This window comes from Maribacter stanieri, from assembly GCF_900112245.1.
GTDB classification, from domain to species: domain Bacteria; phylum Bacteroidota; class Bacteroidia; order Flavobacteriales; family Flavobacteriaceae; genus Maribacter; species Maribacter stanieri.
In genome coordinates, this window is the sequence record NZ_FOYX01000001.1 from 1,423,935 (window position 1) to 1,450,789 (window position 26,855).

Here is a 26,855-nt window from a genome sequence, read left to right on the forward strand (position 1 = left end):
CTAGTAGTTTTCGAACTCTTCTGAGTGTTTTGTTTTTAAAGATATGTTATGTTCTGCTTGAACACGATCTATTACTTTAAGTATTGTCTGATCTTTAATCATAGCAATACCCTTCTCAATATCATCTGCAAAAACACGGTCTTTATCTGCAAAAGCAACATGTTCACGTACCGCATTATGTACTTCGTCTAGAAAAACACCGGATTTTAAAGGTTTTCTAAATTCAAATGCTTGTGCTGCCGTTAATAGTTCAATTGCCAATATCTTCTCAACATTTCCAATAACCTGCAATGCTTTTCTACCACCAATAGACCCCATGCTTACATGATCTTCTTGACCTAGAGAAGTAGGAATACTATCTGCACTTGAAGGGAAACAAAGTCCTTTGTTTTCACTTGCCAATGCTGCAGTAGTATATTGCAAAATCATGTATCCGGAATTTATGCCGGTATCGTTCATCAATAATTTTGGCACTCCAGGACTATTTCCTTCTAAAGATAAATAAATACGTCTGTCCGAAATGTTCCCGATTTCTGATGCGGCCAAACAGGCATAATCTAATGCCATAGCTAACGGTTGTCCATGAAAATTACCACCGCTAATGGTCAGTTCTTCATCAATGATTACTGGATTGTCCGTCACTGAGTTTAATTCAACTTCTAATAATTCTTTAAGGTGTAACCAGGCAGTTCTTGATGCGCCATGAACTTGCGGAATGCAACGAATAGAGTAGGGGTCTTGTACTTTTTCGCAATCTACATGCGCTTCCATAATCTCAGAGCCCTTCAGTAATTTTTTAACCCGTTTGGCTACATGTACGTTGCCTTTAAATGGACGAAGGGCATGCAGTTCATTGTAAAATGGTTTAACTGAACCTTGTAAACCTTCTATCATCATAGCACCAATAACATCTGCCTGTGCCAAAATTGAATGAAGTTGGGTAACTACTTTTACAGCATGTGCAGCTATAAATTGAGTTCCGTTAATAAGAGCAAGTCCTTCTTTTGGACCAAGTGCTATTGGTTCTAGTCCTGTCCGTTCAAAAAGTGTTTTCGTTGTAATGGTTTCGTTGTTATATTCCACTTTTCCCAGTCCAATAAGCGGTAGGAATAAATGGGAAAGCGGCGCTAAATCTCCCGATGCACCAACTGATCCTTGAGAAGGTACTACCGGAATAGCATTATTATCGATATGCCAGATAATTCTATTTAAGGTTTTTAATGCGATACCCGAATAACCTTTTGCCAATGATTGCGCTTTAAGTATTAGCATCAATTTGGCGATATCTTTTGTTATTGGGTCACCAACACCTACACTATGACTTTGAAGTATGTTGATCTGTAGAATATTGGTTTCTGATTTTGAAATCTTAGTCGTACATAAGGGTCCAAAGCCAGTATTAATGCCGTAAACAGGATGCCCCTTGTCTACTATATTCTGCACAATTTCCCAGCTTTTGGTTATTTTATGTTCAGTAGTTTCAGACAGCACAGTAGATAAATTACCATTAACAATCTGCATGGCCTTACCTGCGGTTAGCCAATCTTCACCTAATTTAAAAGACTGCACGTTCATAGCTTTCTGCTTTCATTATTTAAATTAAAATTAATAACTATTTTTAATACCTGGTAATATCAATTTTGTCATCAATCCATAACTATGAGTAATCAAATAGAATTACGTCATCTTACTTATTTTCTAGCGGTAGCGCAAGAATTACACTTTAGAAAGGCTGCAGAAAAGTTGTTTATATCACAACCCGGACTAAGTAGACAGATCAAGCAAATGGAAGATATTCTCGAAACCCAATTGTTTGAACGAAATAAGAAAAAAGTGGCGTTAACACCCGCCGGACATTATTTAAAAACTGAGGTGGAATATATATTCAACCATCTTGAAAAGGTAGAACGGCAATTGAAATTAGTGGGTGATGGAAATAGCGGGGAATTAAGAATTGGATTTTTAGGTTCTGCAATGCAACAGGTGATACCACAATTATTATTACAGATAAAGGAAAACTATCCTAAGGTAAAAACATCTTTGGAAGAACTATCTAATTTTGCTCAAGTGGATGGGGTTTTAAATGATCAGTTAGATATGGGTTTTGTACGTGTATCAAGAGTTCCTAGTACTTTAGAAATGAAAACGGTATTTACCGATACCTTTTCATTGGTTTTACCAGAAAGATATCCAATACTTACAAGAGAATTTGAAGGAATGCATCAATTCGCAAATGATGATTTTATATTGTTCAGTCAGGCATATAGTCCGTTGTACTATGAAACCATTATAAGTATTTGTAAGGATGCAGGTTTTGCTCCTAAAATATCACATAAATCTGTACATGCCCATACTATCTTTAAATTGGTTGAGAACCATATGGGAATAGCCATTGTACCCACTTCTTTGCAAAACGGATTTCAAATGCGGGTGAAATTTATTGAGCTTAAGAATATACCTCAGCGCGCAGAATTATCTGTTATTTGGAAAAAAGAACATACAAATCCTGTTCTAAAGAACTGCATGGAGCTACTTTTAGATGAAAAGAACAGTTATTTATAATAGATTATTTTAATAATTATCTAACACCATTTTAGATGGTTAAGGTTTAATTTTACATGAATCGAGAAAAAGATAACAAATGATATTTGATATAATAAAGAAGAGACGTTCCGTGTTTCCGGTACAATACAATGATAGCCCTATTGCAAAAGAGGATATTGAAAAAGTATTGGAAGCAGGTAATTGGGCACCCAACCATAAGTGTACAGAACCATGGCGTTTTAAGGTAATACAAGGTGATGCTAAAAAAAGATTAGGTATTTTCCTATCTAAGAAGTATGAGGAATTGGACCCAAAGCCAAAGGCTATGAAGGTTAAAAAACTTCAAGAGAATCCGCAAATGGCAAGTGCTATAATTGCAATTTGCATGCAAAGAGACCCTAAAGAATCTTTACCAGAATGGGAAGAAGTAGCAGCGGTAGCTATGGCAGTTCAAAACATGTGGTTACAATGTACTGAAATGGGTATTGGATCGTATTGGTCTTCACCGGGACTCATAAAATATATGGATGAATTTTTGAGTCTTAACGAAGGCGAAAAATGCCTTGGTTTTTTCTACATGGGCAATTTTGATGGCGAATTAACTGAGGGTAAACGAGAGCCAATTGCATCTAAAACAGAATGGATAACCGAGTAAGTTTAATTAAAGTAAGGAAATAAGGCATTACTATGTTCCCAAGCTTTTGAAATGAATAAGCCTAGAAAAACTATGGCTACCATAAATTTCAAAAATGTACCCGTTAAGAATCCTAAAAAAGAACCAAAAGCCGCTTTCGTAGCGGTTTTTTTGTCCGCCTTATTTAATAATTCTCCTACTAAAGCACCCACAAAAGGCCATATAATAATTCCGAATGGCCCTAGTACAGGAAATATTAAGGCAACCAACAATCCTACGGTGGTGCCAATAACTCCCGCCTTTGTGCCTCCAAATTTCTTGGTTCCTATAGCTGGTATTACGTAATCTAGTCCAAAGACTATTAAAGCAATGGCAAGGGTAATGCCCAAGAATGTCCAATTCATGGTAATTGCACTGGTAGAGTACAACAAAAGTAAACCTACCCAACTAATTGGTGGCCCAGGTAACACTGGTAAGAAGCTTCCTAAAATGCCTACGAGCATTAAAATGAATCCTAGAACTAATAAAAATATATCCATTGTAAAATTTAACTATTGCCTATAAGACTAATATAGGTTGCATTTGTTACATAGACATCAATCAAACATAACTTTTTCAACTATAAAATTAGTTTAAACTAAATATTTAGTTATATTTGAACATCAAACTAAAAGATTAGTTGAATGAAACAGTTGACAAAAGCAGAGGAAGAAGTAATGATCGTGTTGTGGGAATTACAGAAATGTAACGTAGCATCGATTATTGAAAAATTACCTGAACCGAAACCAGCATATAATACCGTTTCTACAATTGTTCGGATTTTGGAGAGCAAGGGTTTTGTGGATCATGAACAGTTAGGGAAAGGGTATTTGTATTTCCCCTTGGTAATGAAATCAGATTACAGTAATCAGTCTATAAATAAACTGGTAGATGGCTATTTTCAAGGCTCTTTTAAGAGTATGGTTTCTTTTTTTATGAAGAAAAATGATATGAGTCTTTCTGAATTGGAGTCGGTATTGAATGAAATTAAAAAGGAAAAACCATGATACAGTATATTTTGGAGTGCATCGCCTTTCAGCTACTTTTCTTGGTTATTTATGACTTTTTTCTAAAGAAGGAAACCTTTTTTCAATGGAACAGAGTGTATTTGATCGGAACCTTTGTTTTGTCTTTGATTTTACCATGGGTAAAAATAGAAGCTTTTAAGCAGCAAGTGCCACAAACATTTGCGCGGTATCCTGAATATTTATGGGGATTGCAAAACGAAGCAGTTGTAGTTGATAGTAATGATGCAACGTGGTGGAATGTTACTTGGCAAGAGGGTATTCTTTATGGTGGAATGCTATTGGCATTACTGCTTTTTGGTTTAAAAATTAGACAATTATATCTCTTGAGAAAAAGCGGGGAGAAAGTTATATATCCCTTATTTACCCAAATAGTAATAACAAATAGTAACATTGCTTTTTCATTCTTTAAATCCATTTTCATTGGAGATAAAGTATTGAAGATGAAACATGATACTATTATAGCCCATGAATTGGTACATATAAAACAAAGGCATACGTACGACTTGTTGTTCTTTGAGTTTATGCGAATTGTAGGCTGGTTTAATCCGCTAGTGTATGTATATCAAAATCGTATTTCAGAATTACATGAGTTTATTGCCGATGCTCAAGTATCAAAAGAACATAAATCCGATCATTATGAGCAGTTATTAGCTCAAGTATTTCAAACAGAACATATATCATTCATCAATCAATTTTTTACACAATCATTAATCAAAAAACGAATAATCATGTTACAAAAATCAAAATCAAAAAAAGTATGGCAGTTGAAGTATTTACTATTAGTGCCTATGGTGTTAGGGATGTTGTTGTATACTAGTTGTGAAGTTGACCCTAAATCTGATAGTAAAGAAACAATCGATAGTACTAGTTTAAAATCAAGTTTAGAATTTTCTTATGCCGTTGTTGACGAAGCCCCAATTTTTCCTGGGTGTGAAGATGCAGACGATAAACGAGCTTGCTTTAATGAAAAAATACAAAAGCATATTAGTAAACATTTTAATTATCCGCAGGCTGCTCAAGATGCTAATATAGAGGGTAGGGTAAATGTTATGTTCAATATAAATTCTGAGGGAATTATAGAGAATATTAAACTGCGAGGCCCAGATAAATTACTCGAAGATGAGGTTGAACGTATTATTAAAAGATTACCAGAAATGACACCTGGGAAACATAAAGGTAAAGCTGTGAACGTGCCTTTTTCGATTCCGGTTCAATTTCAATTACAAGAGGATAATACTGCGAATATGGTTTCTGAAATTTCAGATGATACGGAAATGGAGCCATTGTACTATGTTAATGATAGAAAAATTACTAAACTAGAAATGGAAGCTATTGATCCAAATACTATAGAAAGTATTTTTATTCTTAAAGACCAAAAAGCAATAGATAAATATGGTGAAGAAGGTAGAAATGGAGTAGTTGAAATTAGAATTAAAAAGTAATAAGTGAAGCACCTTATTTTTTCAATTCTACTATTGTTAATGTTTAAAGCCGAAGCGCAATCTTCGGCTTTAGCTGTTGCAGATAGTTTATACACCATTGGTAATTATTCAAATGCAATTAATGAGTATTCTAAAGTTGGCGGACTTTCTTCTGCCCTTCAAATTGCAAGAAGTTACAACGCTATTGGTAATTATGAAAAAGCTATTACGCAATACCAATATGTAGTTGGAGAAGATGTTGAACATCAACTCGCTCAATTTGAACTCGGAAAATTACTGCTGAAAGTAAAAAAATTTGAAGAAGCAAAATCTGTTTTTACTGATTTATCAATTCTCAATGAAGGCAATCCTGAATTTCAATATTACTTAGGCGAAGCTTATAAAGAACTAAATAAAGCAGATGAGAGTCTAGTTCATTATAAAAATGCTGTAAGCTTAGATAGTACCCATCTTAGAAGTTTGTTTCAGCTTTCTAAATACTATACCATTAAGCAAGAGCGAGACAAGGCCTTAAAGTACATAATGCAGGGTTTAGATTATTATGAGAATGATGTATCCCTCATAAATTTGCATGCACTTGTTCTTTTTAATGATTTTCAATTCGAGAAGGCAATTCCACTATTTGAACAAGTTTTAGAACTAGGGGAAGACAAGGACTATGTTTATCAGAAATTGGGTTATTCTTATAATAAGAATTGGGAGTTCGAGAAAGCAAAGCAAACTTATAAGGTGTTGTTGAATAGAGATGATACCAATTCACAAACCTATTTTGATTTGGCTAGCGTTTATCAAAAGGAGAACAAATTAGATAGTGCCAAGATTTTTATCAATAAGGCAATGGATGCTCAAAAGCCGATTTTTGTACAAGGTTATATTGAATTAGCGGGTATAGCCCATCAGCAGAAAGATTTAAAAACAGCATTGAAATTTTACCAAATGGCTCATCAAGAAGATAAGTCAGACGCTCGTATTTATTATAATATTATAACGGTGTACGATCAATTAGGTTCTGATCTTGGTAAGAAGTTGACGTATTATCAGAATTTTCTAAAGCAATATCCTAATGAGCATCCATTCTATTATGAAACTGCTAGAAAACGAATCTCAGAATTAAAGGAGGAAATCCATTTTAGCAAAGAATAAACTCATCAAAAAAATCGTAATTTCACCAGTAGAACAGGTGTAATGAAACGATTAATTTACTTTCTTCTTTTTTTAGGTGTTAGTTCTTGTTCGTTTTTTGAATCTCAACAAAAACGAACCCAAGAACAGATCGATGAAAAAATGCTCGGTATTGATTGGAGTACTGTAGATTCATATCCGTTGTTCGATTCTTGTGACGAAGGGGTTACTAAAGACGAGCAAAAAAAATGCTTTGAAGAAACTTTGGCGTCTCATTTTCAAGAAACTTTAAGCGAGTTTGAATTTACGCTTACCGATAAAGAGAGTGAGATTGTAGAAGTTATTTTTGTAATTGATACCATGGGTAGAATCAATGTCATTAATATTGAAAAAGATGCGTCTGTATTAACCCAAATGCCAGAATTTGATGGTGTTATTACGCAAAGTTTAAAGAATCTTCCTAAACTTGCACCCGCTATAAAACAAGCAATTCCGGTGAATACCAAATACCGGATTCCTGTTCAATTAAAAACAAACTAAGCACTTTGGCGAACGAGAAAATAATATTGGGTATTGACCCAGGTACTACTATTATGGGTTTCGGACTCATAAAAGTGGTAGGTAAAAAGATGGAGTTTATTCAAATGAACGAACTACTACTTCAAAAATATAGCGATCCATACACCAAACTAAAGCTCATATTTGAGCGTACCATTGAGTTAATTGACACCTATCACCCAGATGAGATTGCAATAGAAGCACCTTTTTTCGGTAAAAACGTACAGTCTATGCTCAAACTAGGTAGGGCGCAAGGGGTTGCCATGGCAGCAGGGTTATCACGACAAATACCAATTACAGAATACTTACCCAAAAAAATTAAAATGGCGGTTACAGGTAATGGAAACGCCAGTAAAGAACAAGTGGCAAAAATGCTACAAAGCGTATTGGGTTTAAAAACATTGCCAAAGAACTTGGATAGTACAGACGGTCTAGCTGCTGCCGTTTGTCATTTTTATAATGAAGGTAGGGTTGAGATAGGTAAAAGTTATACTGGTTGGGATGCATTTGTAAAGCAAAATGAGAAAAGAGTTAAAAAATAGTTTTCAGTGCCAGTTGGCAGTATCAGTTATCAGCAATAGCGTTAAGTAATAGGTTTACATATTTAGAAGTAGTACGCGGTAAACAGTAAAAACAATTTATGCAGTTTCAAGATTTATTGGCTTATAAAAAGTCTTTTGCATTAGCAATGAAGATTTTTAATATTTCAAAATCCTTTCCTAAAGAAGAGAAATATTCCTTGACTGACCAAATTAGACGTTCCTCTAGAAGTATAAGTGCTAATATTGCAGAAGCATATCGTAAAAGAAGTTATCCTAAGCTTTTTGTAAGTAAGTTGACAGATAGTGACGCGGAAAATTCAGAAACTCAAACCTGGCTAGAGTTTGCATTTAAATGTGACTATATTGACCAAATAACATTTAATGATTTTATAAAAGATAGTGAAGAAGTTGGTAAGCTGTTAAACTATATGATTAATAACCCAAGTAAATTTGGTTCAAACTAATAACTGTAAACTGTTTACTGAATACTGGTACTGCCCACTGAAAACTGAAAACTGAAAATATGTCCGGTATCTACATCCACATTCCATTTTGCAAACAAGCATGTCACTATTGTGATTTTCATTTTTCTACCACTATGGGGAAGAAAGAAGCGATGGTGAGTGCATTATGCAGAGAATTGGAACTACGTAAAGATGAGTTCTCTAATGTCCTTGTAGAGACAATCTATTTTGGTGGTGGTACACCTTCTGTTTTAGAGACTGAGGAAATTGAGCAGCTGATAACTGCGGTTCGTGAGCATTATGATGTTGTAGACAATCCGGAAATTACGTTAGAAGCCAATCCTGATGATTTATCTGAAGAAAAAATAATTCAACTCGCAGAAAGTTCCATTAACCGTTTAAGTATTGGTATTCAATCGTTTTTTGAGGAAGATTTAAAACTGATGAACAGGGCTCATAATGCCTTAGAGGCAGAAAAAAGTCTTCAACTGGCTAGTGAGTATTTCGATAATATTTCAATTGACCTTATTTACGGCATGCCAAATATGACTTTAGAGCGTTGGAAACGGAATATCGATAAAGCACTTGGTTTCGGTATTCCGCATATCTCAAGTTATGCCCTTACGGTAGAGCCTAAAACCGCACTGGCGAAGTTTGTGGAGGATGGATTGATTACGCCCGCCACCGATGAAGAAACCCAAGAGCATTTTAACTTGTTAAACGATACTTTATTGGCAGCAGGATTTGATTGTTATGAAATATCTAATTTTGGAAAACCAGGGTATTACTCTAAGAATAATTCTGCCTACTGGCAGCAGAAAAAATATATAGGTATTGGTCCGTCCGCACATTCTTTTGACGGCGTGCGTAGAGGGTGGAATATTAATAACAATCCGAAATACATAAAATCTATAGAACAAGATATAGTTCCTATGGAGGTTGAGGTGCTTTCTGCTACCGATAAATATAATGAGTATGTAATGACAGGGTTAAGAACGATTTGGGGAGTTTCGCTCACGAGAATTTCTGAAGAATTCGGACTTAAATTTAAAGATTACGCCTTAATGCAAGCTGATAAATTTATAGAACAACATCTATTATATATTGAAGATGAAATCTTGAAAACTACCAAAAAAGGCATGTTTTTAGCTGATGGCATTGCTGCAGATTTGTTTATGGTTAACCTAAAGTAACGCTTAAAAAGTTGTAATTTCCTTACTTTAAAGCCAATGTAATTACCCTTTTATTGGCTTATTGATTGACTAAGAGTATATGAAGACTACTATAATTTACGAAAACAAAAATTACCACATAGACCTATCTCAACCCTTAGATGTTTCCATACCTATTACCGGTAAAAAGGATAATGTAAACGCTTGGTATGTTAAAGCACCAACTATAGAGCCTCATAGAGAAGCTAATTTTACGGGGAGTATATTGGCGGGGTCGAGTACTAATTTTTATGATATTTCTTTCAATCCACATGCGCATGGAACACATACCGAATGTGTAGGGCATATATCAAAAGAACATCAATCTGTAAATCAGAATTTAAGGGAGTTTTTCTTTATGGCTGAGGTAATCACTATAACGCCTTTAGAAAACAACCAAGATTTAGTAATTACAAAAGAGCAATTAGAGACAGCATTAAAGAATAAGAAGCCAAAAGCATTGGTAATAAGAACGCGCCCAAACCTAGAGGTGAAGATTCATAGACAATATTCAAATACCAATCCGCCTTATTTTTTAGAAGATGCCATGGTATTTATAAGGGAGTTAGGTGTTGAACATTTATTAATAGACCTGCCCTCTGTAGATAAAGAAAAAGATGGCGGTGAACTATTATCTCACAAAGCATTTTGGAATTTTAATGGGGATATACGTTTAAGGGCAACAATAACCGAATTTATTTTTGTGTCAGATATTATTATTGACGGACCTTATTTTTTAAACTTGCAAGTGGCACCTTTTGAAAATGACGCAAGCCCAAGCAGACCGGTGCTTTATAAAATAAAATAATTATGAAAAATTTACTAAAACTAGAAGAGCTAGCATTAATGATACTTGGTATTTTTATGTTCGGGTTACTAGGCTATCAATGGTGGTGGCTGCCAGTTTTAATATTGACTCCAGATATTTCTATGTTGGGCTATATTGCGAATTCAAAAGTAGGTGCAATTTGTTATAACTTATTTCATCATAGAGGAGTAGCCATACTTTTATACTTTGTGGGAATTTATTTAATGTTACCCATTATACAATTAATTGGCACAATTCTTTTTATACATATAGCGATGGACCGTATATTTGGCTATGGACTCAAATATGAAAAGGGGTTTAAGTTTACTCATTTAGGTGAAATAGGAAATAAAAATGGATAACATTTTCGATACCATTCTCGGCTTAGTTTTAGGTGCTATTGGTATGTACTGGCTTTTTAATTTTTTTAAAGGCAAAAAGAGCAAAGAGATTACTACACATCAATCAACCGTATTATTAGAAAAGATGAAGAGCGTTTGTAAGTTGATATCTGTAGAGGGTGAGTTTGCTGAAATCTATAAATATGAAAACGTAAAAGATTTTTTGAGTTTGGTAAGTAGCAAAAAGAAAGCGCTTGTGGTGATAAAGGCAAAAGCCCATATTGGGTATGATTTAAGTAAATTGCTAATGCATGCAGATGAAGCTAATAAAAAGATAATTCTAGATAATTTTCCAGAGCCCGAAGTTTTGAGTATTGAACCGGAATTGGAGTTTTATGATATTAAAAGCGGATTCTTTAATTTCTTTGCGCCAGATGATTTAACCAAACTTAATGCAGAGGCAAAAACACATATACGTGAAAAAATACCAGAAAGCGGATTGATGGATACCGCTCGAAAAGAAGCATTGCAAACAGTTTTAATAATGGAAAAAATTGTTGAGACTATAGGGTGGGAGTTGGATTATTCTGCTCTTAAAATTCCCCAAAAACAAATTGAACTACTAGAAAAATAACACCAAACAACTTAGATTTAAAAAATGAAAAACGTAATTTGTATCCTTGTATTAACACTAATGGCCACTATAACTTTTGGTCAAAATGATAAAGAAATGACAGAATTCGATTCTAATTTTTCCCATACCGTATTTTTCTGGTTGAAAAATCCTGATAATCAGGCAGACCGTACCGCTTTTGAGACTTCATTACGTAAGTTTTTGGATAACTCCGGTTATGCAAAAACAAAATTTATTGGTACACCTCCAAGAGCTAGCAGAGATGTGGTAGATGGTTCATTTACCTATTCTTTAATTGTAAGTTTTGATTCTGCAGAGTCTCAACAAGCTTATCAGGACGAAGCTCCGCATAAACTGTTTATTGCAGACTCGGAAAAGCTGTGGTCTAAAGTAATCGTTTACGATTCAACAGGAATCTAAAATCAAACTATGACTTTTAGAAAGGCTGCCGAAGTAGATGTTGAGAAAATAGCAACGTTACATTCGGTAAGCTGGCAGCAAAATTATAGAGACTCTTTTAGTGACCATTTTTTAGATAATCTGGCATTCGAGAATAGATTGATTGAATGGAAAAAGCGCTTTGAGCATCCGTCAGATAATCAGTTTGTTTTTATAGCAGAGGAAGATGGCGAGTTCTTGGGTTTTATGTGTGCCTATTTCAATCATGATGTTCAATATGGAACATTGCTAGATAATTTACACGTAAGTCTTAATACTCAAGGAAAAGGTATAGGTACAAGGTTAATAGCAGCTTTAGCGGAAGAAATTGTACAACGAAATGGAGAGAATGGCTTCTATTTATGGGTGTTAAATACCAACATTGCTGCAATTAAATATTATGAAAAGATAGGCGGCGTCGCAATTGAAACTGTTGAATCTAACGATATAGGTGATAAGACATTTTTAAAGATTAGATACTATTGGCAGAATGCCTCAGAGTTTTTAGAAAACGTAAGAGTCAAAAGATCATAAAATGAATGTTGAAGAATACCGAGAATACTGCATTTCTAAAAAAGGAGTAACGGAATCCTTTCCTTTTGATGAGACAACGTTGGTATTTAAAGTCATGGGTAAAATGTTTGCCCTTTGCGGGTTGGATAATGTTCCACTACGAGTCAATTTAAAGTGTGATCCAGACAGAGCAATAGAACTTCGCGAAACTCATGACGGTATAATTGAGGGCTGGCACATGAGTAAAAAACATTGGAACACTGTTTACCTAGATCAAATATCTAAAGAACTTACGCTAGAGCTTATTGATCATTCTTATGATCTGGTCGTTTCTAAGTTAACCAAGAAGGTGAAGTCGCAGTTAGAAGCACTATAGTACTAGGTATCTAAAGCCTTGTATAATTAATAAGAAAAGCCTGTTCCCTCACTCAAAAGTATCATTCACTCATTCCTACTTTTTTTCAGTTCCTATTTTTTGGTACTTAATAGTGTATAAAACCACTATTCATGAAAAACCACAGATCTCCACAAGAAGTAAATGCCGGTTCTATGGCAGATATCGCTTTTCTATTATTGATTTTTTTCTTGGTCACCACTTCTATAGAGAATGATGCTGGACTTAACCGTCTAATGCCTTCGAATGATAATGAAGCTATTGTTGATATCAGAGAGCGAAACCTTTTTGAAATTAGTATTAATAATAGTGATCAAATAATGGCAGAAGAGGAAATCATAAATTCAAAAATCCTTAGAAAGAAAGTAATCGCCTTTATAGATAACGGTGGTTATACATTGGGTATGGATGGATATTGTGATTATTGTAAAGGCGACCGTTTACTAGATTTATCTGAAAATCCTGATAAGGCTATTATTTCTATAAAAACACAACGCAATACAAGCTATCCGGTTTATGTAGCTGTACAAAATGAAGTGATTGCAGCTTATAACACCTTGCGTAATAGAGAAAGCTTACGATTGTTCAATACCCCTTATGAAAGCATTTATTCTGATTATTACAATGAAGAGATCAGTGAGGACCAAAAAGGGCAATTAAAAGAACGTCTTGAAATTATAAGAGCACTTTATCCGCAGAAAATTCTAGAACCAGAAACAGTAAATAACTAACACCATGATAAAATTCAACAAGTATCGATCTAGTAAAAGCTTGCCGCCTGTATCAACAGCATCATTACCTGATATTGTTTTTATACTTCTCTTTTTCTTTATGACGGTTACCGTTATGAAGAATCAGAATTTATTGGTGGAGAATACCTTACCAACCGCAACTGAAACTGAAAAATTGGACAAGAAAGACCGAATTATAGAAATTTATGTGGGTAGGCCTACTGCAGAAGCCAAGACCAATTTGGGAGATGAGCTCAGAATTCAAATGGATAATAAATTTATCACCGTAGATGAAGTAGGCGACTATGCCCTACAAGCCTTGTCGTCAATGCCAGAGCATTTAAAAAGTGTAGCAACAGTATCTATTAAAGCGGATATTGGAGTGAAAATGGGTATTATAGAAGACCTTAAAAACGAACTTCGTATGGTGAATTTATTGAAAATAAACTATACCACTTATGAAGGTGCCGCTGTAGATAATTTATAGAATGAAATGAATGTTTTAAAAACTGCTTTCCATTTATAGAAACCACTTTCTAAGGTTATCTTTGCCTTTTCTATAATAGGTTGATATTCATGAATAATTTAGAGGAATTTTACACCCAACGCGTACAAAAGTTTGATGAGCTTATAGAAGCCTTAAATAAGAAACTATTTTTATTTAGCACGCTGCGGTTACTAATCTTTTTAGGTACCATCGCTGCACTTTATTTCGCTTCGGTAAATGCAAAATATGTAGTTGCCGTATTATTTGTAGGTATACCATTGTTCTTATTTTTAGTAAGTAAGTACACAAATCTAAAACTTCAAAAAGCTAAAATTGAAGAGTTGCGAAATATCAACTTGGTAGAATTGCAAGTGCTAAAAAGAGACTTTTTTAAATTGCCTAACGGAAAAGAATTTGCCGATGACATTCATTTTTTCAGTCAAGATATAGACTTGTTTGGTGAAGGTTCTTTTTATCAAATTTCTAATAGAACAAAACTTGCTGAGGGTAGCCTTTTATTGGCCGATATCTACAAGGAAAATTCAATAAAAGATATTGAAGAAAAACAAGAAGCTATTGTTGAAATTGGAAGGAATGTAGATTGGCGACAAGAATTCTCAGCTATGGCCGCTCTAACTAAAACAGAAACATCTACCCATACTATTGTTAAATGGTTAAAGGATTATAAGCCATTTGTGCCCAAAGCAATGAAATATATTCCTTTGGTTTTTTCATTATTGTCAGTGGCTATTTTCAGCGCTTATTTTTTAGACCTGTTGCCAGAATCCGCATTAATTTTTTGGTTGGCCTTAGGTATGGTCATTGTAGGTGTCTTTACCAAAAAAGTAACAAATTTGGGACAGAGTGCCACCAAAATGAAATCTACGTTTGATCAATATAATCAGTTGTTAGCTATGATAGAGCAAACTGATTTTACGACTGATCTATTGAAGAAACAGAAGTTAAGCATCTTAAGTAACGGCGATGATAATTCTAAAGTGCTCAAAAAATTCGCGTCTCTTTTAAGTAACCTAGACCGTAATAATAATCTTCTGTATTTAATATTTGCTAATGGGTTTTTTCTACGGTCACTAACAGATTGTCTTGCTATAGAAAAGTGGATAGATGAACATGGTAAAAGTGTAGAAATATGGTTCAATACCATTGCATTCTTTGACGCCTATAGTAGTTTAGGGAATTTTGCTTTTAACCATCCGAATTTTACATATCCGACGATTACAAATGACGGAGTGGTATTGAAATCTAAAAATGCAGGTCACCCGTTATTAGACCCAGCAAAAAGTATATTGAATGATATTACTATTGATGGCGGACAGTTTTTTATCATTACTGGTGCAAATATGGCTGGTAAGAGTACATTTTTGAGAACGGTATCACTGCAGATTATGATGGCAAATGTAGGGTTACCAGTTTGTGCAGAAGCAGTAAGTTATTCCCCTATAAAACTAATTACTAGTATGCGTACCACAGATTCATTGACAGATGATGAATCGTACTTCTTTTCAGAATTAAAACGACTTAGTTATATCGTAGATGAAATTAAGACCGATCGCTATTTCATTGTTTTAGATGAAATCTTGAAAGGAACAAATAGTACCGATAAGGCTTTAGGTTCAAGAAAATTTGTAGAGCGATTGGTAAAAAGTAAATCTACAGGGATTATTGCTACGCATGACCTAAGTCTTTGCGAAGTCGCTAATGAGCACCCAGCTGTAAAAAATCATTATTTTGATGCTGAGATAATAGATAACGAATTACATTTCGATTATACTTTTAAGGACGGAATCTGTCAGAATATGAATGCTTCTTTTCTCTTAAAAAAGATGGGAATAATTGAGTAAGAATTAATTATTACTAGATTTAAAATTGTAAACTTTTTCGATAGCCTTTTATGCAGAGAATTCCATTTTTATTTCTTCTACTATTTACAAATGTATTAATGGCACAAACTGACATTGGTAATAATCTGGTAAAGGATAAATTTTTAAAATATTTTGAATTACCAAGAGAGACCGTCTTTCTGCATACCAATAAAAGTACCTATATCACAAATGAAGAAATATGGTTTAAAGGTTATGTTTATGATAGGCATAATAGCAAGCCGTTTCAACAGAGCTCTGCAATACATCTTGGACTATATAATCATGAGGGTAACCAACTTAAAACATATCACTTTAGGGCAAAAGACGGATTCTTCAAAGGTAATATAGAGGTAGATTCGGTGTTTGCTAGTGGCACCTATTATCTACGGGCAAGTACCAACTGGATGAAAAATTTTAAAGAAGATGATTCCTATCTTCAAAAAATTGTAATCCTTAATGAGGAACCTTTAAAAAAACCAGTAGCTGCTACAGGATACGATATTCAATTTTTACCGGAAGGCGGAAATTTCATAGTAGACGCTCCTAATGTAATGGGGGTTAAGGTTACAGATAGTAATGGGTATGGGGTAAGAATTGTTGAAGGATCGATTTTTGATATGAACAATGCCCAAGTAGCTCGATTTTCTACATCAATTTTTGGACTGGGTAAATTTAATTTCAATCCTAAAGCAGGTATGGCTTATGTCGCTAAATTAAAGTTTAGTGATGGCAGTATGCAAACTGTGGAAATCCAAAAAGCTGAAAATAAAGGAGTGTCTTTTAGTGTTAAAAATGTTGATAAAGACCGCCTTATAATTAGTTTAACTACCAACAATGCCACAAAAGAGTCTATTCAAGAAGAACCATTTTATTTATTAATTCATAGAGATGGTCATGCAAATAGAATTCCTGTTACGTTTCCAAAAAACAAACTATTCGTTTCAAAAATTTTAAACAAGGACATTCTTAGTAAGGGTATGAATATCTTAACCCTTTTTGATGCTAATGGTAAACCCATTGCGGAAAGATTGGTGTTTAACTACGCAGATTTGTTAGATGGAAAATTAAATGTAAATAAGTTGGTTGTAGAGGGCGATTCTATAAAGATTCAGCTAAAACTGCAAGAGCCATTTAATGATTTACATAATTTAAGTGTCTCCGTTTTACCAGGTAAAACCATGTCTTACAATCAACAGAATAGTATTTATAGCGCATTTTATTTAAAACCTTATGTAAGGGGGTTTATTGAAAATCCCAGTTATTATTTTAAAAATGTTACAGCAAAAAAGGAAAACAATTTAGATTTATTGCTAATGACCCAAGGTTGGTCTAAATATGATTGGAATGATATTTTTAAAGGACCGCCAAATCAATTTTATGAATTTGAAAACGGAATAGATTTAGAGGGAACTATTAACAGTAGGGATATTTCATCAACCAATAAACTATTGGTAAGTTTTCCTGACGATAGAAGTACATACTTAGATATATTAGATAATAGATTTCTTATTCAAAAGTATTTTCCTGTTAAAGGCGAAGTATTGAATTTTGCCCTTATTAGTGACAATAAGAAATTGACACAACCCAATATCGATTTAAATATAAGATTAGGTGTAATACCTACTAGAATCAATACCGTCCGGAAAGAAAAAGTAGAGCGTATTGTTGCAGATACTGCTAAAGAAGTAGCAGTGCCAGACTTAGTTTATGCCGATAATACCATTAGTTTAAATGAAGTTACGGTGGTTGATAATAAAATTAAAAAGACTGTAGAGAATAACGTCTTTATTCCAAAGTATTTAAAAGGCAAAATGACCGAGGTTACTGAAGATATTGAATTTAATTTCCCTCTAATTAGTGATATTATTAGATCAAGAGGTTATTATGTAAGGGAAGAATTAAGTTTTGGTAGTACAGACAGGGTAATTATTAGAACTAGAACTGTACAGTCTTTTGATTCTAAAAGGTCAATGCCAGTGCCCGTTATTTACTTGGATAATGTACGTTTAACAACTTTTGATTTATTATATAGAATGCCAACCAATGAAGTAGAAAGCTTTTTAATTGACAAGACGGGCGCTGGTGAAGGTGTAAGAGGTTCAGCAGGAGTAATTAGAATTTATACAAGAAGAAGACCTAGAGATTATGATGCTCAGTTTGGTAAAGATGTGAACGTTTTAAACTATAAATTAAAGGAAGGGTTTGAACCTGTCAAGAAATTTTACACACCAAAATACAACTCTTATCTGTCTGATGAATTCGAAAATTTTGGTACCATACATTGGGCGCCTGAATTAAAGATGAATGAAAATGGAATTGCTACTTTCAAAATATTAAACACATTACAAAGAGATATTATCTTTTATATAGAGGGTATGAATGCAAATGGTAATTTAATTTCATCAGAACAAAGTCTTATAATCGAATGATATTTTAAATGGATTCATTAACACAAATTGTTCTTGGCGCAGCCGTTGGGGAAGCGGTACTTGGTAAGAAAGTAGGGAACAAGGCCATGCTTTATGGGGCTATTGCAGGTACGATACCCGATTTAGATGTAATTACGCGGTATTTTTTAGATACGGTTACAGCTACCGAATGGCATAGAGGAGTAAGTCACTCCATTTTCTTTTCAATAGTGTTTGCACCCATATTCGGTTGGTTGGTGTGGAAAATTAATAAAAAAGAATCCGCTACTTGGAAAGAGTGGTCATGGCTCATGTTCTGGGGGCTATTTACGCACCCGGTTTTAGATGCTTTTACTACATGGGGAACCCAATTGTTTTGGCCTTTTAAAACCCGTTTAGCATTTCAAAGTGTTTTTGTAATAGATCCACTTTATACGGTGCCATTCATCGTATTTGTTATATTGGCGATGTTTCAAAAACGGACTTCTGATAAGCGCAATAAGTATATAAAACTTGGACTATTAATTAGTACTTCGTATTTAATATTGACTTTGGTTTTAAAAGGAGTAGCTTTTCAAAAATTTGAGCAAGGGCTTGAAACTCAGAACATATCTTATCGAGAAATAAATACGCGTCCAGCACCTTTGAATACAGTCCTTTGGATGGCTAATATAGAAACGGATGATGCGTACTTAATGGGCGACTATTCCTTTTTCGATACACAGCCTATCTCGTTTACATCGTATCCTAAAAATCATGAATTACTAGGTAAATGGTCTAGTAACGATAAAATAGAGCGACTTATAAAAATAACCGAAGGCTGGTATACGATTACCGAAAATGACGGGCACCTGTATTTTAACGACCTAAGATTCGGACTCATTAGTTTAGACGAAAATGAAAACCAATTTGCATTCAGTTATAAATTAATACCTGATGGTGATGATTTAATTGTAGAAGAAAGACCGAAGTTCAAAAGAGACGCCAAACGTTTAATGGCTGCCCTATGGAAGAGAATGTGGGGTAATTAAATTTTAAAACGGATAACCAATAGCGAAATTTAAGGTCATGTTGTTATCTGCATTCCCAAAAAATGGAGTATTCCAACGCTCATTTTCTGGTAAATAGGGAATGCGAAGTGGCGATGCCAAATCTAACCGAATCACAAAACTTTGAATATCCAATCGAAGTCCGAAACCAACACCTGCCGCAACTTCTGTTAACCAATCTTTTTCAAATTTACCGTCGGTAAACAATGTTTGAGAAAAACTACTCGTCAATTGATCATCTTCAATCTCAGAATAATCACCTGTTAACCATACATTACCTGCATCAATAAAAAAGGCTCCTTTTAAATAAGAGAATAAAGGAAAACGATATTCCACATTAGCTTCTAGTTTTAAATTACCAGATTGGTCAAAATAGTCTGTAGTGGAGTTTTCGGTTTCTGCGTTGAAATTACCGGGTCCTAATGAGCGTATGTTAAATGCACGAACACTATACGGACCCCCAGAATAAAACTGCTTTACAAACGGTAAAGTGGTACTATTGCCATAAGGTACTCCCCAACCTGCATAAACGCGAGAAACTAAAGTTTGTTCTTTTTTCCATCGTAAGTATAGGCGAACGTCGGCATCTACTTTTGCATATTGGGCATATTCTGAACCGAAAATAGTACCGGATCCACCACTAACAAGATTTAACATGTTTCCTGCTAAATCAAAATTTGTATTAAAATAGATTGGGGTTTCTTTTCCAAGATTAGAGACTTCATCATAGGTGAAACTATATAACAGACCGGCAATAAATCGTTGCTCAAAACTTTGACTTAAAAACGGATTGTCATCAAGTATGGTTTGAAATTCATCTGTGACATTAGACAATTTCGAATAATTAATGCTAATAGGGTCTAGTGTATGATATACGTATTGATTTTCTTTCCAAGTGTACCCAAATGAAGCGTTAACCGAACCTAATGTAAACAGTTGGCTACGTTGTAAAAAATCTACTCCTAATGAAATTTTAGTTTTAGGTACAGCATATTTAAACCTAATAGGTGAAAATGGTATGGACCTGGGTATAACTAAATCTGCGCTTACACCACCAGCAATACTACTTAGGCTAGAATTGCTACCACTGGATAGTTGCGATTCGTAACTGAAATTGGCTGAGATACTGAATGTTTCCCCGCCATTAAACACATTTCTATTTGTATGGCTCAATAGAATACCAGGACCGGTAAAACCATTAGATTTAGATACAGCTTGTAGCTCCGCTCTAATAGAGCGTTTGGTTAATGGCGCTAAATATATACTCGCAGCTAAAGAACCGCCATTACCGTCTGTTGCAGTAGTGTCCAACTCAGTGTATTGTATGTTTACATACTTATAACTGCCTAATGCAGACAATCTGTTACTCGTTTGTTTTGAGGTATTGGCATCGTACAAATCACCTTCATTGAAGAGCAAGTAAGATTCTAGTAGTTCTGGTTTAAAATACAGTTCTTTCTGTACAAAATCTATACTGTCTACCTGCGTAACATTCTCTTTTGTCAAGGGCAACGTATCTCCTTCAATAGAATAATTAGGGTAAACTGTTATGGAGTCAATAGTGTAGGGGATAGAAGCGCGTGCGGGGACATCTTTTTTAAGTCTTAGAAAAAGATCGAACTTTCTATTCTTGTATTGATTTGTGTCTGCTTCAAAAATTAAAAGGTCTTCTTGACTATTATAAAATCCTCGTTGTTTAAGTCCGTTGTTTAATAGTGCTCTTTCTGCTTTTAGTAAATCTAAATCAAATCGGTCTCCTTTTGTAAGAGTTGTTTCGGGTAGCATTTTCTCAATTTCTTTGTAGATAGGCAAAGAGTCAGATTCTAGATTGTAATTTTCTAGAACATATGGCTCAGGTAAACTTGCAGAATAATTAACCGAAGCAAAATTACCGTCAATTATCGTTTCAGATTCTGATTGACTATAGAGAAATCCGTTATTATCTAACCTATTTAATATTAATTCTTCTACACGCTCTGGGTTTACATCTGAAAAATAGACAGGTTCTTCTCCAAAAGATTTATTCAAAAATTTATAAAGGAACCCTGGTTTTTCTCGTTGAGCCTTGTAATGAAAAAATAGGGCAGGCTTCATTCCTAAAAATGTGGTGTTAGGGTTGGGTTCAATAAGACTTAGTAATTCTGCTTCTACCTCTTTCTCATCTTTTATATTGCTCTCTGTTTTAATATCAAGGGCCGCACCAGTATATAATTGTTCACCCTCAGGAATATATTTTTCAATACCGCAGGAGTAAGCCATCAAGAATACCAAGCAGAATAAGGTTTTATATGTAAGATTATTATTTTTCAAGGTTCTCCTGTTCTTCTTTTTTCTTCAAATCTTTTTTTGAAGGTTTATCTTCGGTATTTTCTTTTTTAATGGGACTAAATAACTGACTAAATTTATTGAACTCACGATCAAAAATAAAGGCTACACCAGTAACAATAAGCTGCCCGTCTATTATATTTTGATATTCTTGTCTTCTAAAGCCCTTAAGTCTATACGTACCCTCTTCGCTTAACAGATATTCTAAAGTTACATTACCTATAATTGGAGTTTCGGTTTCACTTGATGAAGCACTGCCTTCTACATCTACTGCACTACCGGCAGTCACAATTAATCTGTCGTTAAAAAGCTTTTTACTGGCATTAATGTTTAACTGTGTCCGGTTTTGGGCACTTCCACTTTCATAATCTTCAAAACTATCTAAATCAAAACCTAGCTTAAAACCTGTTTTGCCCAGTAATTTGTCAGAAATTGTATTCAACTCATTAGAAAGAACCTTGTTTACATTGTTTCTGGCAATAGAAATTGCACCGCCACTACTACCATCACTACCCGTTGTTGGGTAAAACCTATTAAGAGCCAATAATGAGAATATCTGTTTGTTCAATTCGGATTCTTGCTCATTTAATTGCTGAATACGCCCATAGACGGCACCTCCAAAACTACCTTGGGCACTTTCTGGCATATCTAAGGCGAAGGATATTTCTGGTTGTGTTAGCTGCCCGTCAATATTCAAATAAACCAAAAAATCTGTGGCTTGCTGGTACGATCCAGATACGTTACTATCTTGCCCGTAACTTATAGATGACATTAATGAAGAAGCCGAGGTTTCAATTTCATAGATGGCCGTAACATCCATTTTAGCGTCATAGGGATCACCGCTCCAAATTATACTACTGCCTTTTTGTAATTTAAATTCTCTACTTACCAAATTGTACAAACTAGTTCTGTAGAATCCTGAGTTTAATTCCAATCTCCCCGATAATCTAATGTCTTGATTAGGGTCTATATTTAAATTAAGCGTTGCAGCACCAGACGCCTGTAACTTATCTTGTGTTTTTTCATCAAGTACTACTGTAAACTTCGCCTCATTTCCTATTTCTAGTATCGTGTTTATATCCATTCCAGCAAAAAAGGAATTCGATTTTTCGCCATCGTTACGGGTGAGTATGGCTTCAGGATTTTCACGGTTTACAAAAATTACAACTCCATCTCGCTCTTGAATGTTTAATTGGTCTTGAGGAACAACATAGGTAAGGTCTGTAATATCACGTACACGTATTTTTCCATCTATAATAGGTAATTCTAAATTTCCTTTTACAGTTAAATCTGCCTTAATACTTGCAATTCCGTATACGAGTTCATCATCTCCTTTTTTGGAATTTAATATTCTAAATTGATCCGTTTTAACGGAAAGATCAAAACCGGGATTATTAAAACTCTTTGTAATTACATTTCCGTCTACAGTTAGTTCTCCTTGGTTAATATCATTTATAGTAAATGAGTTGAACGTAGTTTTGTCTTGGTCTATATCTATGAATTGATTGTCTATGGATAATGCAGATTTATATGCTGCCAGTGTGAGACCAAAATCGTTGAAATTTATTCTTCCGGAATACTTAGGTTCAGCAAGAGTACCATTTACTAGCAAGCTACCATCTAAATAACCTTTGGCATCGGTTAATTGTTTATTAGAAAAACCTTGTATAATATTGGCTTCTAGTTTTTGAATGTCGAGCTCCATATTTAAATCTGCCCTATTTTCTTTAGCGGTATAATCTCCTGTTAATGTAAGCTCAGCACCTCCATCTTTTAATGCTAAATCAAAATCATAGTCTGATAATGATTTAGAAGATGCATCTAACGTTAAAGTACCTAACGGACTTTGCATTACCTGAAAATCTTTAATGTCCATATTTGCTACTAGACCAGATGCGGAATAAGGGTTTAGGATAACAAAGTCTCCTTCCACTTTTCCTTTTGCCAATGCCTCATCAGGATTAAAAAAACTTAGAAAGGTTTGTAGTTGAAAGTTCTCAAATAAAATGCCAATATGTTCTGTTTGCATTTTTGGAACCTTATTGGAGATTTCCATTTTCTGGGAATTTCTACTCAAGATTACATTTTTAAAATCTGAAAAGGATTCGGCTATAACGATGCTATTATCCTCAGGAATCTCCCATTGCTTTTTATTTAAGATCAAGTCATCGGGATTAATATGAAGCTTTAATGTATCTTTTTGAAAAACCAGTGAAGATTTAATTTTCATTATTTGAACCGTGTCATTTTTAGAAGTAAAATCTAACAGCAACTCTTTGTTTTTAAGACTGCCAGTTACATAGGTTTGCTTTAGGTTAATTGGATCATAAATTAAATCTGCTAGACCCGCAGAGAACTTTAGGTCTAATGAATCGCCTTTTACAAAAGCATTTAAACTATCAACCGAACTACCAGCGTACGCTATATGTGGTACTTTAATTTCGGCAGAAATTTTACGTTTTCTTGAGTTGAAACTTGCATCTATGTTCAAGGAATCTAAATCTTCTACTCCGTCAAAAAATACCTTAGATAAAACAGGAGTAGGTATAACGGCAAGCGCTAGCTTAGCTTCAATGTTTTCATCAGATTCAAAAGTAGAATCTTCTGTAGAGAAGTAATGTTCTATTTGTCTTTTTAGTGCATTTGTAATTCGGTTTGGAGAGGCGTTAGATGCTAATTGACCAGTTAAAAAATTACTGTTGATGGTGACATCGGTAATAGAGTCCTCTATATGGGCTTTTAATACAATGGAAGATACTTGGTATTGTTCATTGTCGGCAATGGCTATACCATCTTCAATATTTGCGTTTACTGTAAAATTAGATGGCGTGCCAGTATAATTTCCATTGATATTGGCAGCAATTTTAATATTGTTTTTTGTAAGTCCTAGTTTTTGTAAATCTGCACCTATAATATTTGAAGAAAAAATAATATCGTTCACTTGCGATGAAAGCACAAGGTTAGAATTGACCTTCATATTCAAATTAGGGTCATCTATGTTTGCTGTAATTGTACCACTACCATCTTTAAGTTTTCCTGTAATGGCTATCTCATTATAAGCATAACCGCCATATTGAATTTGAGAAATACTGCCATCTATATCCGCATTGAAATTGTTTAATTCAGAACCTGATCCTTTGCCGTTTATTTTAAGAGATAATTTCCCTAATTGTTCGTTATGTAAAAGTTTCCCTAATTGAAGACTGTCTAAAGAAATAGCACCATTGAATTTTATGTTTTCTCCATAATTTACAAGTGCATTAATTTGTGCTGATCCTTCCGGAATTTTGATATTAAGATTAGGTCTCACCCAAGTAAGTCCGCCAGATAAACTTCCTTCCATGTTGATGGTTTCAGGAATGGAAATACTTAATTCTTTAGATGATATTATTTTATCAACAGCTTTTTTAGTGCTTTTGAAGCTAATATTGTTCAAATCGTATGAAAGGGAATCTGTATCGGTAAGATTTCTAATACTACCATTTGCGGCTATTAAAGTTTCAGGTCCCCATTGTAATTGGGTATTAAAATCGTTTACTTCTTTTAAACTTCCTTGCGCATTTAAACTTCCAATTATTGGGTGTATTGAAAGCGAATCTAAGTACTGGTTTTGTACTAAGGTTGATGATAATTTCTGAACATCTTCTATCTCTAAAATAAGGTCTGAGATGGAGGCTGATAAAGTGGTTTTTTCAGGACTTCTTATCGCTTCGTTCAATGAATTGAAATTGATGTTTAGGTCTGCCTTAGCAGAACTTTTATTCATTTGAAATACCATATTTGAAAGAGAGGCATCCGTATCTGTTAGTCCGGCTTTAAATGCTAATTGGTCCAAACGTATTCCACTTGGTTCTGAAAACGAGAATTTAGTAACACTTAAATTAACCTTTTCAGGTTCGTATTTAAGATTTTTAGCTAGAAGTTGAAACTGTTGAATTTTAAATGCGTTTGGGTTAAAAGCGTTTACATCTTGCTTTTGATTATTTAAAGTGTAGCTAATTGTGTTTTCTGCTAAGTCTATATTATTTGCGGCAATTATAAATTCTGGCCATTTAAATTCTTTATTTTTAGTGGTAACGGTATCTTCAGACTCAGCGTTGGTCAACTGAAGATGTATCAGTGAATTTTGAAAGATAAGGTCATTTGTCTCGTATCTGTTTTTAGAAACATCTGCCAGTATTTCTGTTAATTCAACAGTTCCAAGATTCATGTTTGTATTTATCCCATCTGGTTTACTGTTATAAATGATATTTAAATCATTGAGATTAAATTCATCAACAGTTATAAATGGTAGTTTGCTAGTAGCGGTATCTTCAGTTACTGGAAAAGGATGAGATTGTAGGTAAGTGAATTTAGTATTATTTATAGCTAAATCATCCAATGCGAACTTCATTGCATCTAGGTCAAATTTAGTAACATCTAACGCTAGATCTCCCAAGACAAGTCCAATATTAGTTCCTAAATAGGCGTCAGTATAATCTAGTTTCCAATCGGTTAAATCTAAACTACCTACAGAAATATTCATAGGTTCTGCTGCGGTGGCAGTAGTATCGGTTGGTGTTGTTAAAGCGTCTAAAAGAAAAATGAAGTTGAACTCTTCTGGATTGTTACCTCTACTGATGTTTGCCACTACACCTTCAGAAACAACACCGTCAATTGAAAGTTCATTTTTAAAAATTACAGGGTATAACGGAATGTCTGCTTGAAGGGATTTTGAATAGAAAAGCGTGTCACCTTTGGTATCTTCAAGGTAGATGTTTTCTGCTTGTATATCACCAGAGAACGTAAGGTATATAGTACCAACTTCCACCTTCGTATTCGTTTTATCAGAAATGTAAGAAGTGACTTTGGATACGATTAAATTTTGAGCCCAAGGAGTTCTTACAACCAAAACCAAAATAAAAAATAGAAGTAATACTCCGAGAATTATTTTTCCTAAGAGTTTTATATATTTTTTAATTTTTTGATTCTTTTCGGTCATATGGTAAACACTAAAGGATTGAATTCTATCATTCAATTTTCAACTATGATATTCTATGAACCTAGTTGTGCCATAAAACCTGTAACGATTATAATTAGTAGTACTATTATTATCATAAGGTTATAGAACCTTCTCTTCTTTTTCTTGGTTTCTTTAAGTGATGCCATAAAATGCAAAGTTAAGTCTACCAATATATAAAATTAGCTTATTTGCAACGAAGATTATCGGTATTCAACATTATGAATGTAGCGTACTAATCTAATATCGAACAAATACCTA

Annotated in this window: 24 protein-coding genes; 20 read left to right on the forward strand and 4 right to left on the reverse strand. The window is 34.2% G+C overall.

Annotated features, from left to right (window positions below):
• The gene (gene hutH, locus BM296_RS06100; RefSeq protein ID WP_091902149.1) at positions 1–1,575 is read right to left on the reverse strand and encodes a histidine ammonia-lyase; all 1,575 of its coding nucleotides are present in this window, start codon (positions 1,573–1,575) and stop codon (positions 1–3) included.
• A gap of 84 nt (positions 1,576–1,659) precedes the next feature.
• On the opposite strand from hutH, the gene BM296_RS06105 reads away from it, so the two are divergent.
• A complete protein-coding gene (locus BM296_RS06105; RefSeq protein ID WP_091902151.1) occupies positions 1,660–2,562 on the forward strand; it encodes a LysR family transcriptional regulator in 903 nt (300 codons plus the stop codon).
• 79 nt (positions 2,563–2,641) lie between these two features.
• Positions 2,642–3,199 (forward strand): nitroreductase family protein, encoded by a 558-nt coding sequence (locus BM296_RS06110; protein ID WP_091902152.1) that lies wholly within the window; start codon positions 2,642–2,644, stop codon positions 3,197–3,199.
• Positions 3,200–3,201: 2 nt separating this feature from the next.
• Here BM296_RS06110 and BM296_RS06115 read toward each other — a convergent pair whose 3' ends face one another.
• Positions 3,202–3,717 carry a DUF456 domain-containing protein gene (locus BM296_RS06115; protein WP_027065070.1) on the reverse strand — a complete coding sequence of 172 codons (516 nt, stop codon included), beginning with the start codon at positions 3,715–3,717 and terminating at the stop codon, positions 3,202–3,204.
• A 144-nt stretch (positions 3,718–3,861) separates the two neighbouring features.
• Here BM296_RS06115 and BM296_RS06120 point away from each other — a divergent pair, with 144 nt between their 5' ends.
• From BM296_RS06120 to BM296_RS06205, 18 genes are all read left to right on the forward strand, one after another.
• Positions 3,862–4,224 (forward strand): BlaI/MecI/CopY family transcriptional regulator, encoded by a 363-nt coding sequence (locus tag BM296_RS06120; RefSeq protein WP_027065069.1) that lies wholly within the window; start codon positions 3,862–3,864, stop codon positions 4,222–4,224.
• Entirely contained in the window at positions 4,221–5,687 is a 1,467-nt protein-coding gene (locus BM296_RS06125) for a TonB family protein (protein WP_091902154.1), read from the forward strand. The genes BM296_RS06120 and BM296_RS06125 overlap by 4 nt, the downstream gene beginning before the upstream one ends.
• 3 nt (positions 5,688–5,690) lie before the next feature.
• Positions 5,691–6,830 carry a tetratricopeptide repeat protein gene (locus BM296_RS06130; protein WP_143099049.1) on the forward strand — a complete coding sequence of 380 codons (1,140 nt, stop codon included), beginning with the start codon at positions 5,691–5,693 and terminating at the stop codon, positions 6,828–6,830.
• 42 nt (positions 6,831–6,872) lie between these two features.
• Entirely contained in the window at positions 6,873–7,349 is a 477-nt protein-coding gene (locus BM296_RS06135; protein ID WP_091902157.1) for an energy transducer TonB, read from the forward strand.
• A gap of 5 nt (positions 7,350–7,354) precedes the next feature.
• Positions 7,355–7,909, forward strand: a complete 555-nt coding sequence (gene ruvC, locus BM296_RS06140; protein WP_027065066.1) for a crossover junction endodeoxyribonuclease RuvC — start codon at positions 7,355–7,357, stop codon at positions 7,907–7,909.
• A 98-nt stretch (positions 7,910–8,007) separates the two neighbouring features.
• Positions 8,008–8,373: a four helix bundle protein gene (locus BM296_RS06145; RefSeq protein ID WP_091902159.1), complete on the forward strand. Its 366-nt coding sequence runs from the start codon at positions 8,008–8,010 to the stop codon at positions 8,371–8,373.
• A gap of 59 nt (positions 8,374–8,432) precedes the next feature.
• Positions 8,433–9,566: a radical SAM family heme chaperone HemW gene (gene hemW, locus BM296_RS06150; RefSeq protein ID WP_091902161.1), complete on the forward strand. Its 1,134-nt coding sequence runs from the start codon at positions 8,433–8,435 to the stop codon at positions 9,564–9,566.
• Between the two features lie 79 nt (positions 9,567–9,645).
• Positions 9,646–10,392 (forward strand): cyclase family protein, encoded by a 747-nt coding sequence (locus tag BM296_RS06155; RefSeq protein ID WP_091902162.1) that lies wholly within the window; start codon positions 9,646–9,648, stop codon positions 10,390–10,392.
• Positions 10,393–10,394: 2 nt separating this feature from the next.
• Positions 10,395–10,754, forward strand: a complete 360-nt coding sequence (locus tag BM296_RS06160) for a DUF4260 domain-containing protein (RefSeq protein ID WP_027065062.1) — start codon at positions 10,395–10,397, stop codon at positions 10,752–10,754.
• A complete protein-coding gene (locus BM296_RS06165; protein ID WP_027065061.1) occupies positions 10,747–11,367 on the forward strand; it encodes a DUF4230 domain-containing protein in 621 nt (206 codons plus the stop codon). Before BM296_RS06160 ends, BM296_RS06165 begins: the two co-directional genes overlap by 8 nt.
• Before the next feature lie 24 nt (positions 11,368–11,391).
• Complete coding sequence (locus tag BM296_RS06170) at positions 11,392–11,787, forward strand: Dabb family protein (protein WP_091902164.1); 396 nt, start codon at positions 11,392–11,394, stop codon at positions 11,785–11,787.
• A 9-nt stretch (positions 11,788–11,796) separates the two neighbouring features.
• Positions 11,797–12,339 (forward strand): GNAT family N-acetyltransferase, encoded by a 543-nt coding sequence (locus tag BM296_RS06175; RefSeq protein WP_091902165.1) that lies wholly within the window; start codon positions 11,797–11,799, stop codon positions 12,337–12,339.
• A 1-nt stretch (position 12,340) separates the two neighbouring features.
• On the forward strand, positions 12,341–12,694 hold the full coding sequence (locus tag BM296_RS06180; RefSeq protein ID WP_027065059.1) for an MmcQ/YjbR family DNA-binding protein: 354 nt from the start codon (positions 12,341–12,343) through the stop codon (positions 12,692–12,694).
• A 131-nt stretch (positions 12,695–12,825) separates the two neighbouring features.
• Positions 12,826–13,443: an ExbD/TolR family protein gene (locus BM296_RS06185; RefSeq protein WP_091902167.1), complete on the forward strand. Its 618-nt coding sequence runs from the start codon at positions 12,826–12,828 to the stop codon at positions 13,441–13,443.
• 4 nt (positions 13,444–13,447) lie between these two features.
• On the forward strand, positions 13,448–13,930 hold the full coding sequence (locus tag BM296_RS06190; protein ID WP_091902168.1) for an ExbD/TolR family protein: 483 nt from the start codon (positions 13,448–13,450) through the stop codon (positions 13,928–13,930).
• Between the two features lie 89 nt (positions 13,931–14,019).
• Positions 14,020–15,792, forward strand: coding sequence for a MutS-related protein (locus BM296_RS06195; RefSeq protein ID WP_091902170.1), 1,773 nt, complete (start codon positions 14,020–14,022; stop codon positions 15,790–15,792).
• Positions 15,793–15,890: 98 nt separating this feature from the next.
• Complete coding sequence (locus BM296_RS06200) at positions 15,891–18,242, forward strand: DUF3426 domain-containing protein (RefSeq protein WP_143099050.1); 2,352 nt, start codon at positions 15,891–15,893, stop codon at positions 18,240–18,242.
• Between the two features lie 8 nt (positions 18,243–18,250).
• Positions 18,251–19,252 carry a metal-dependent hydrolase gene (locus BM296_RS06205; protein WP_091902174.1) on the forward strand — a complete coding sequence of 334 codons (1,002 nt, stop codon included), beginning with the start codon at positions 18,251–18,253 and terminating at the stop codon, positions 19,250–19,252.
• Positions 19,253–19,255: 3 nt separating this feature from the next.
• Here the strand turns inward: BM296_RS06205 and tamL are convergent, their stop codons facing one another.
• Together tamL and BM296_RS06215 are read right to left on the reverse strand one after the other, a co-directional pair.
• A complete protein-coding gene (gene tamL / locus BM296_RS06210) occupies positions 19,256–21,580 on the reverse strand; it encodes a translocation and assembly module lipoprotein TamL (RefSeq protein WP_317041480.1) in 2,325 nt (774 codons plus the stop codon).
• On the reverse strand, positions 21,570–26,576 hold the full coding sequence (locus BM296_RS06215; RefSeq protein ID WP_091902175.1) for a translocation/assembly module TamB domain-containing protein: 5,007 nt from the start codon (positions 26,574–26,576) through the stop codon (positions 21,570–21,572). Before BM296_RS06215 ends, tamL begins: the two co-directional genes overlap by 11 nt.
• Between the last annotated feature and the right edge of the window lie 279 nt (positions 26,577–26,855).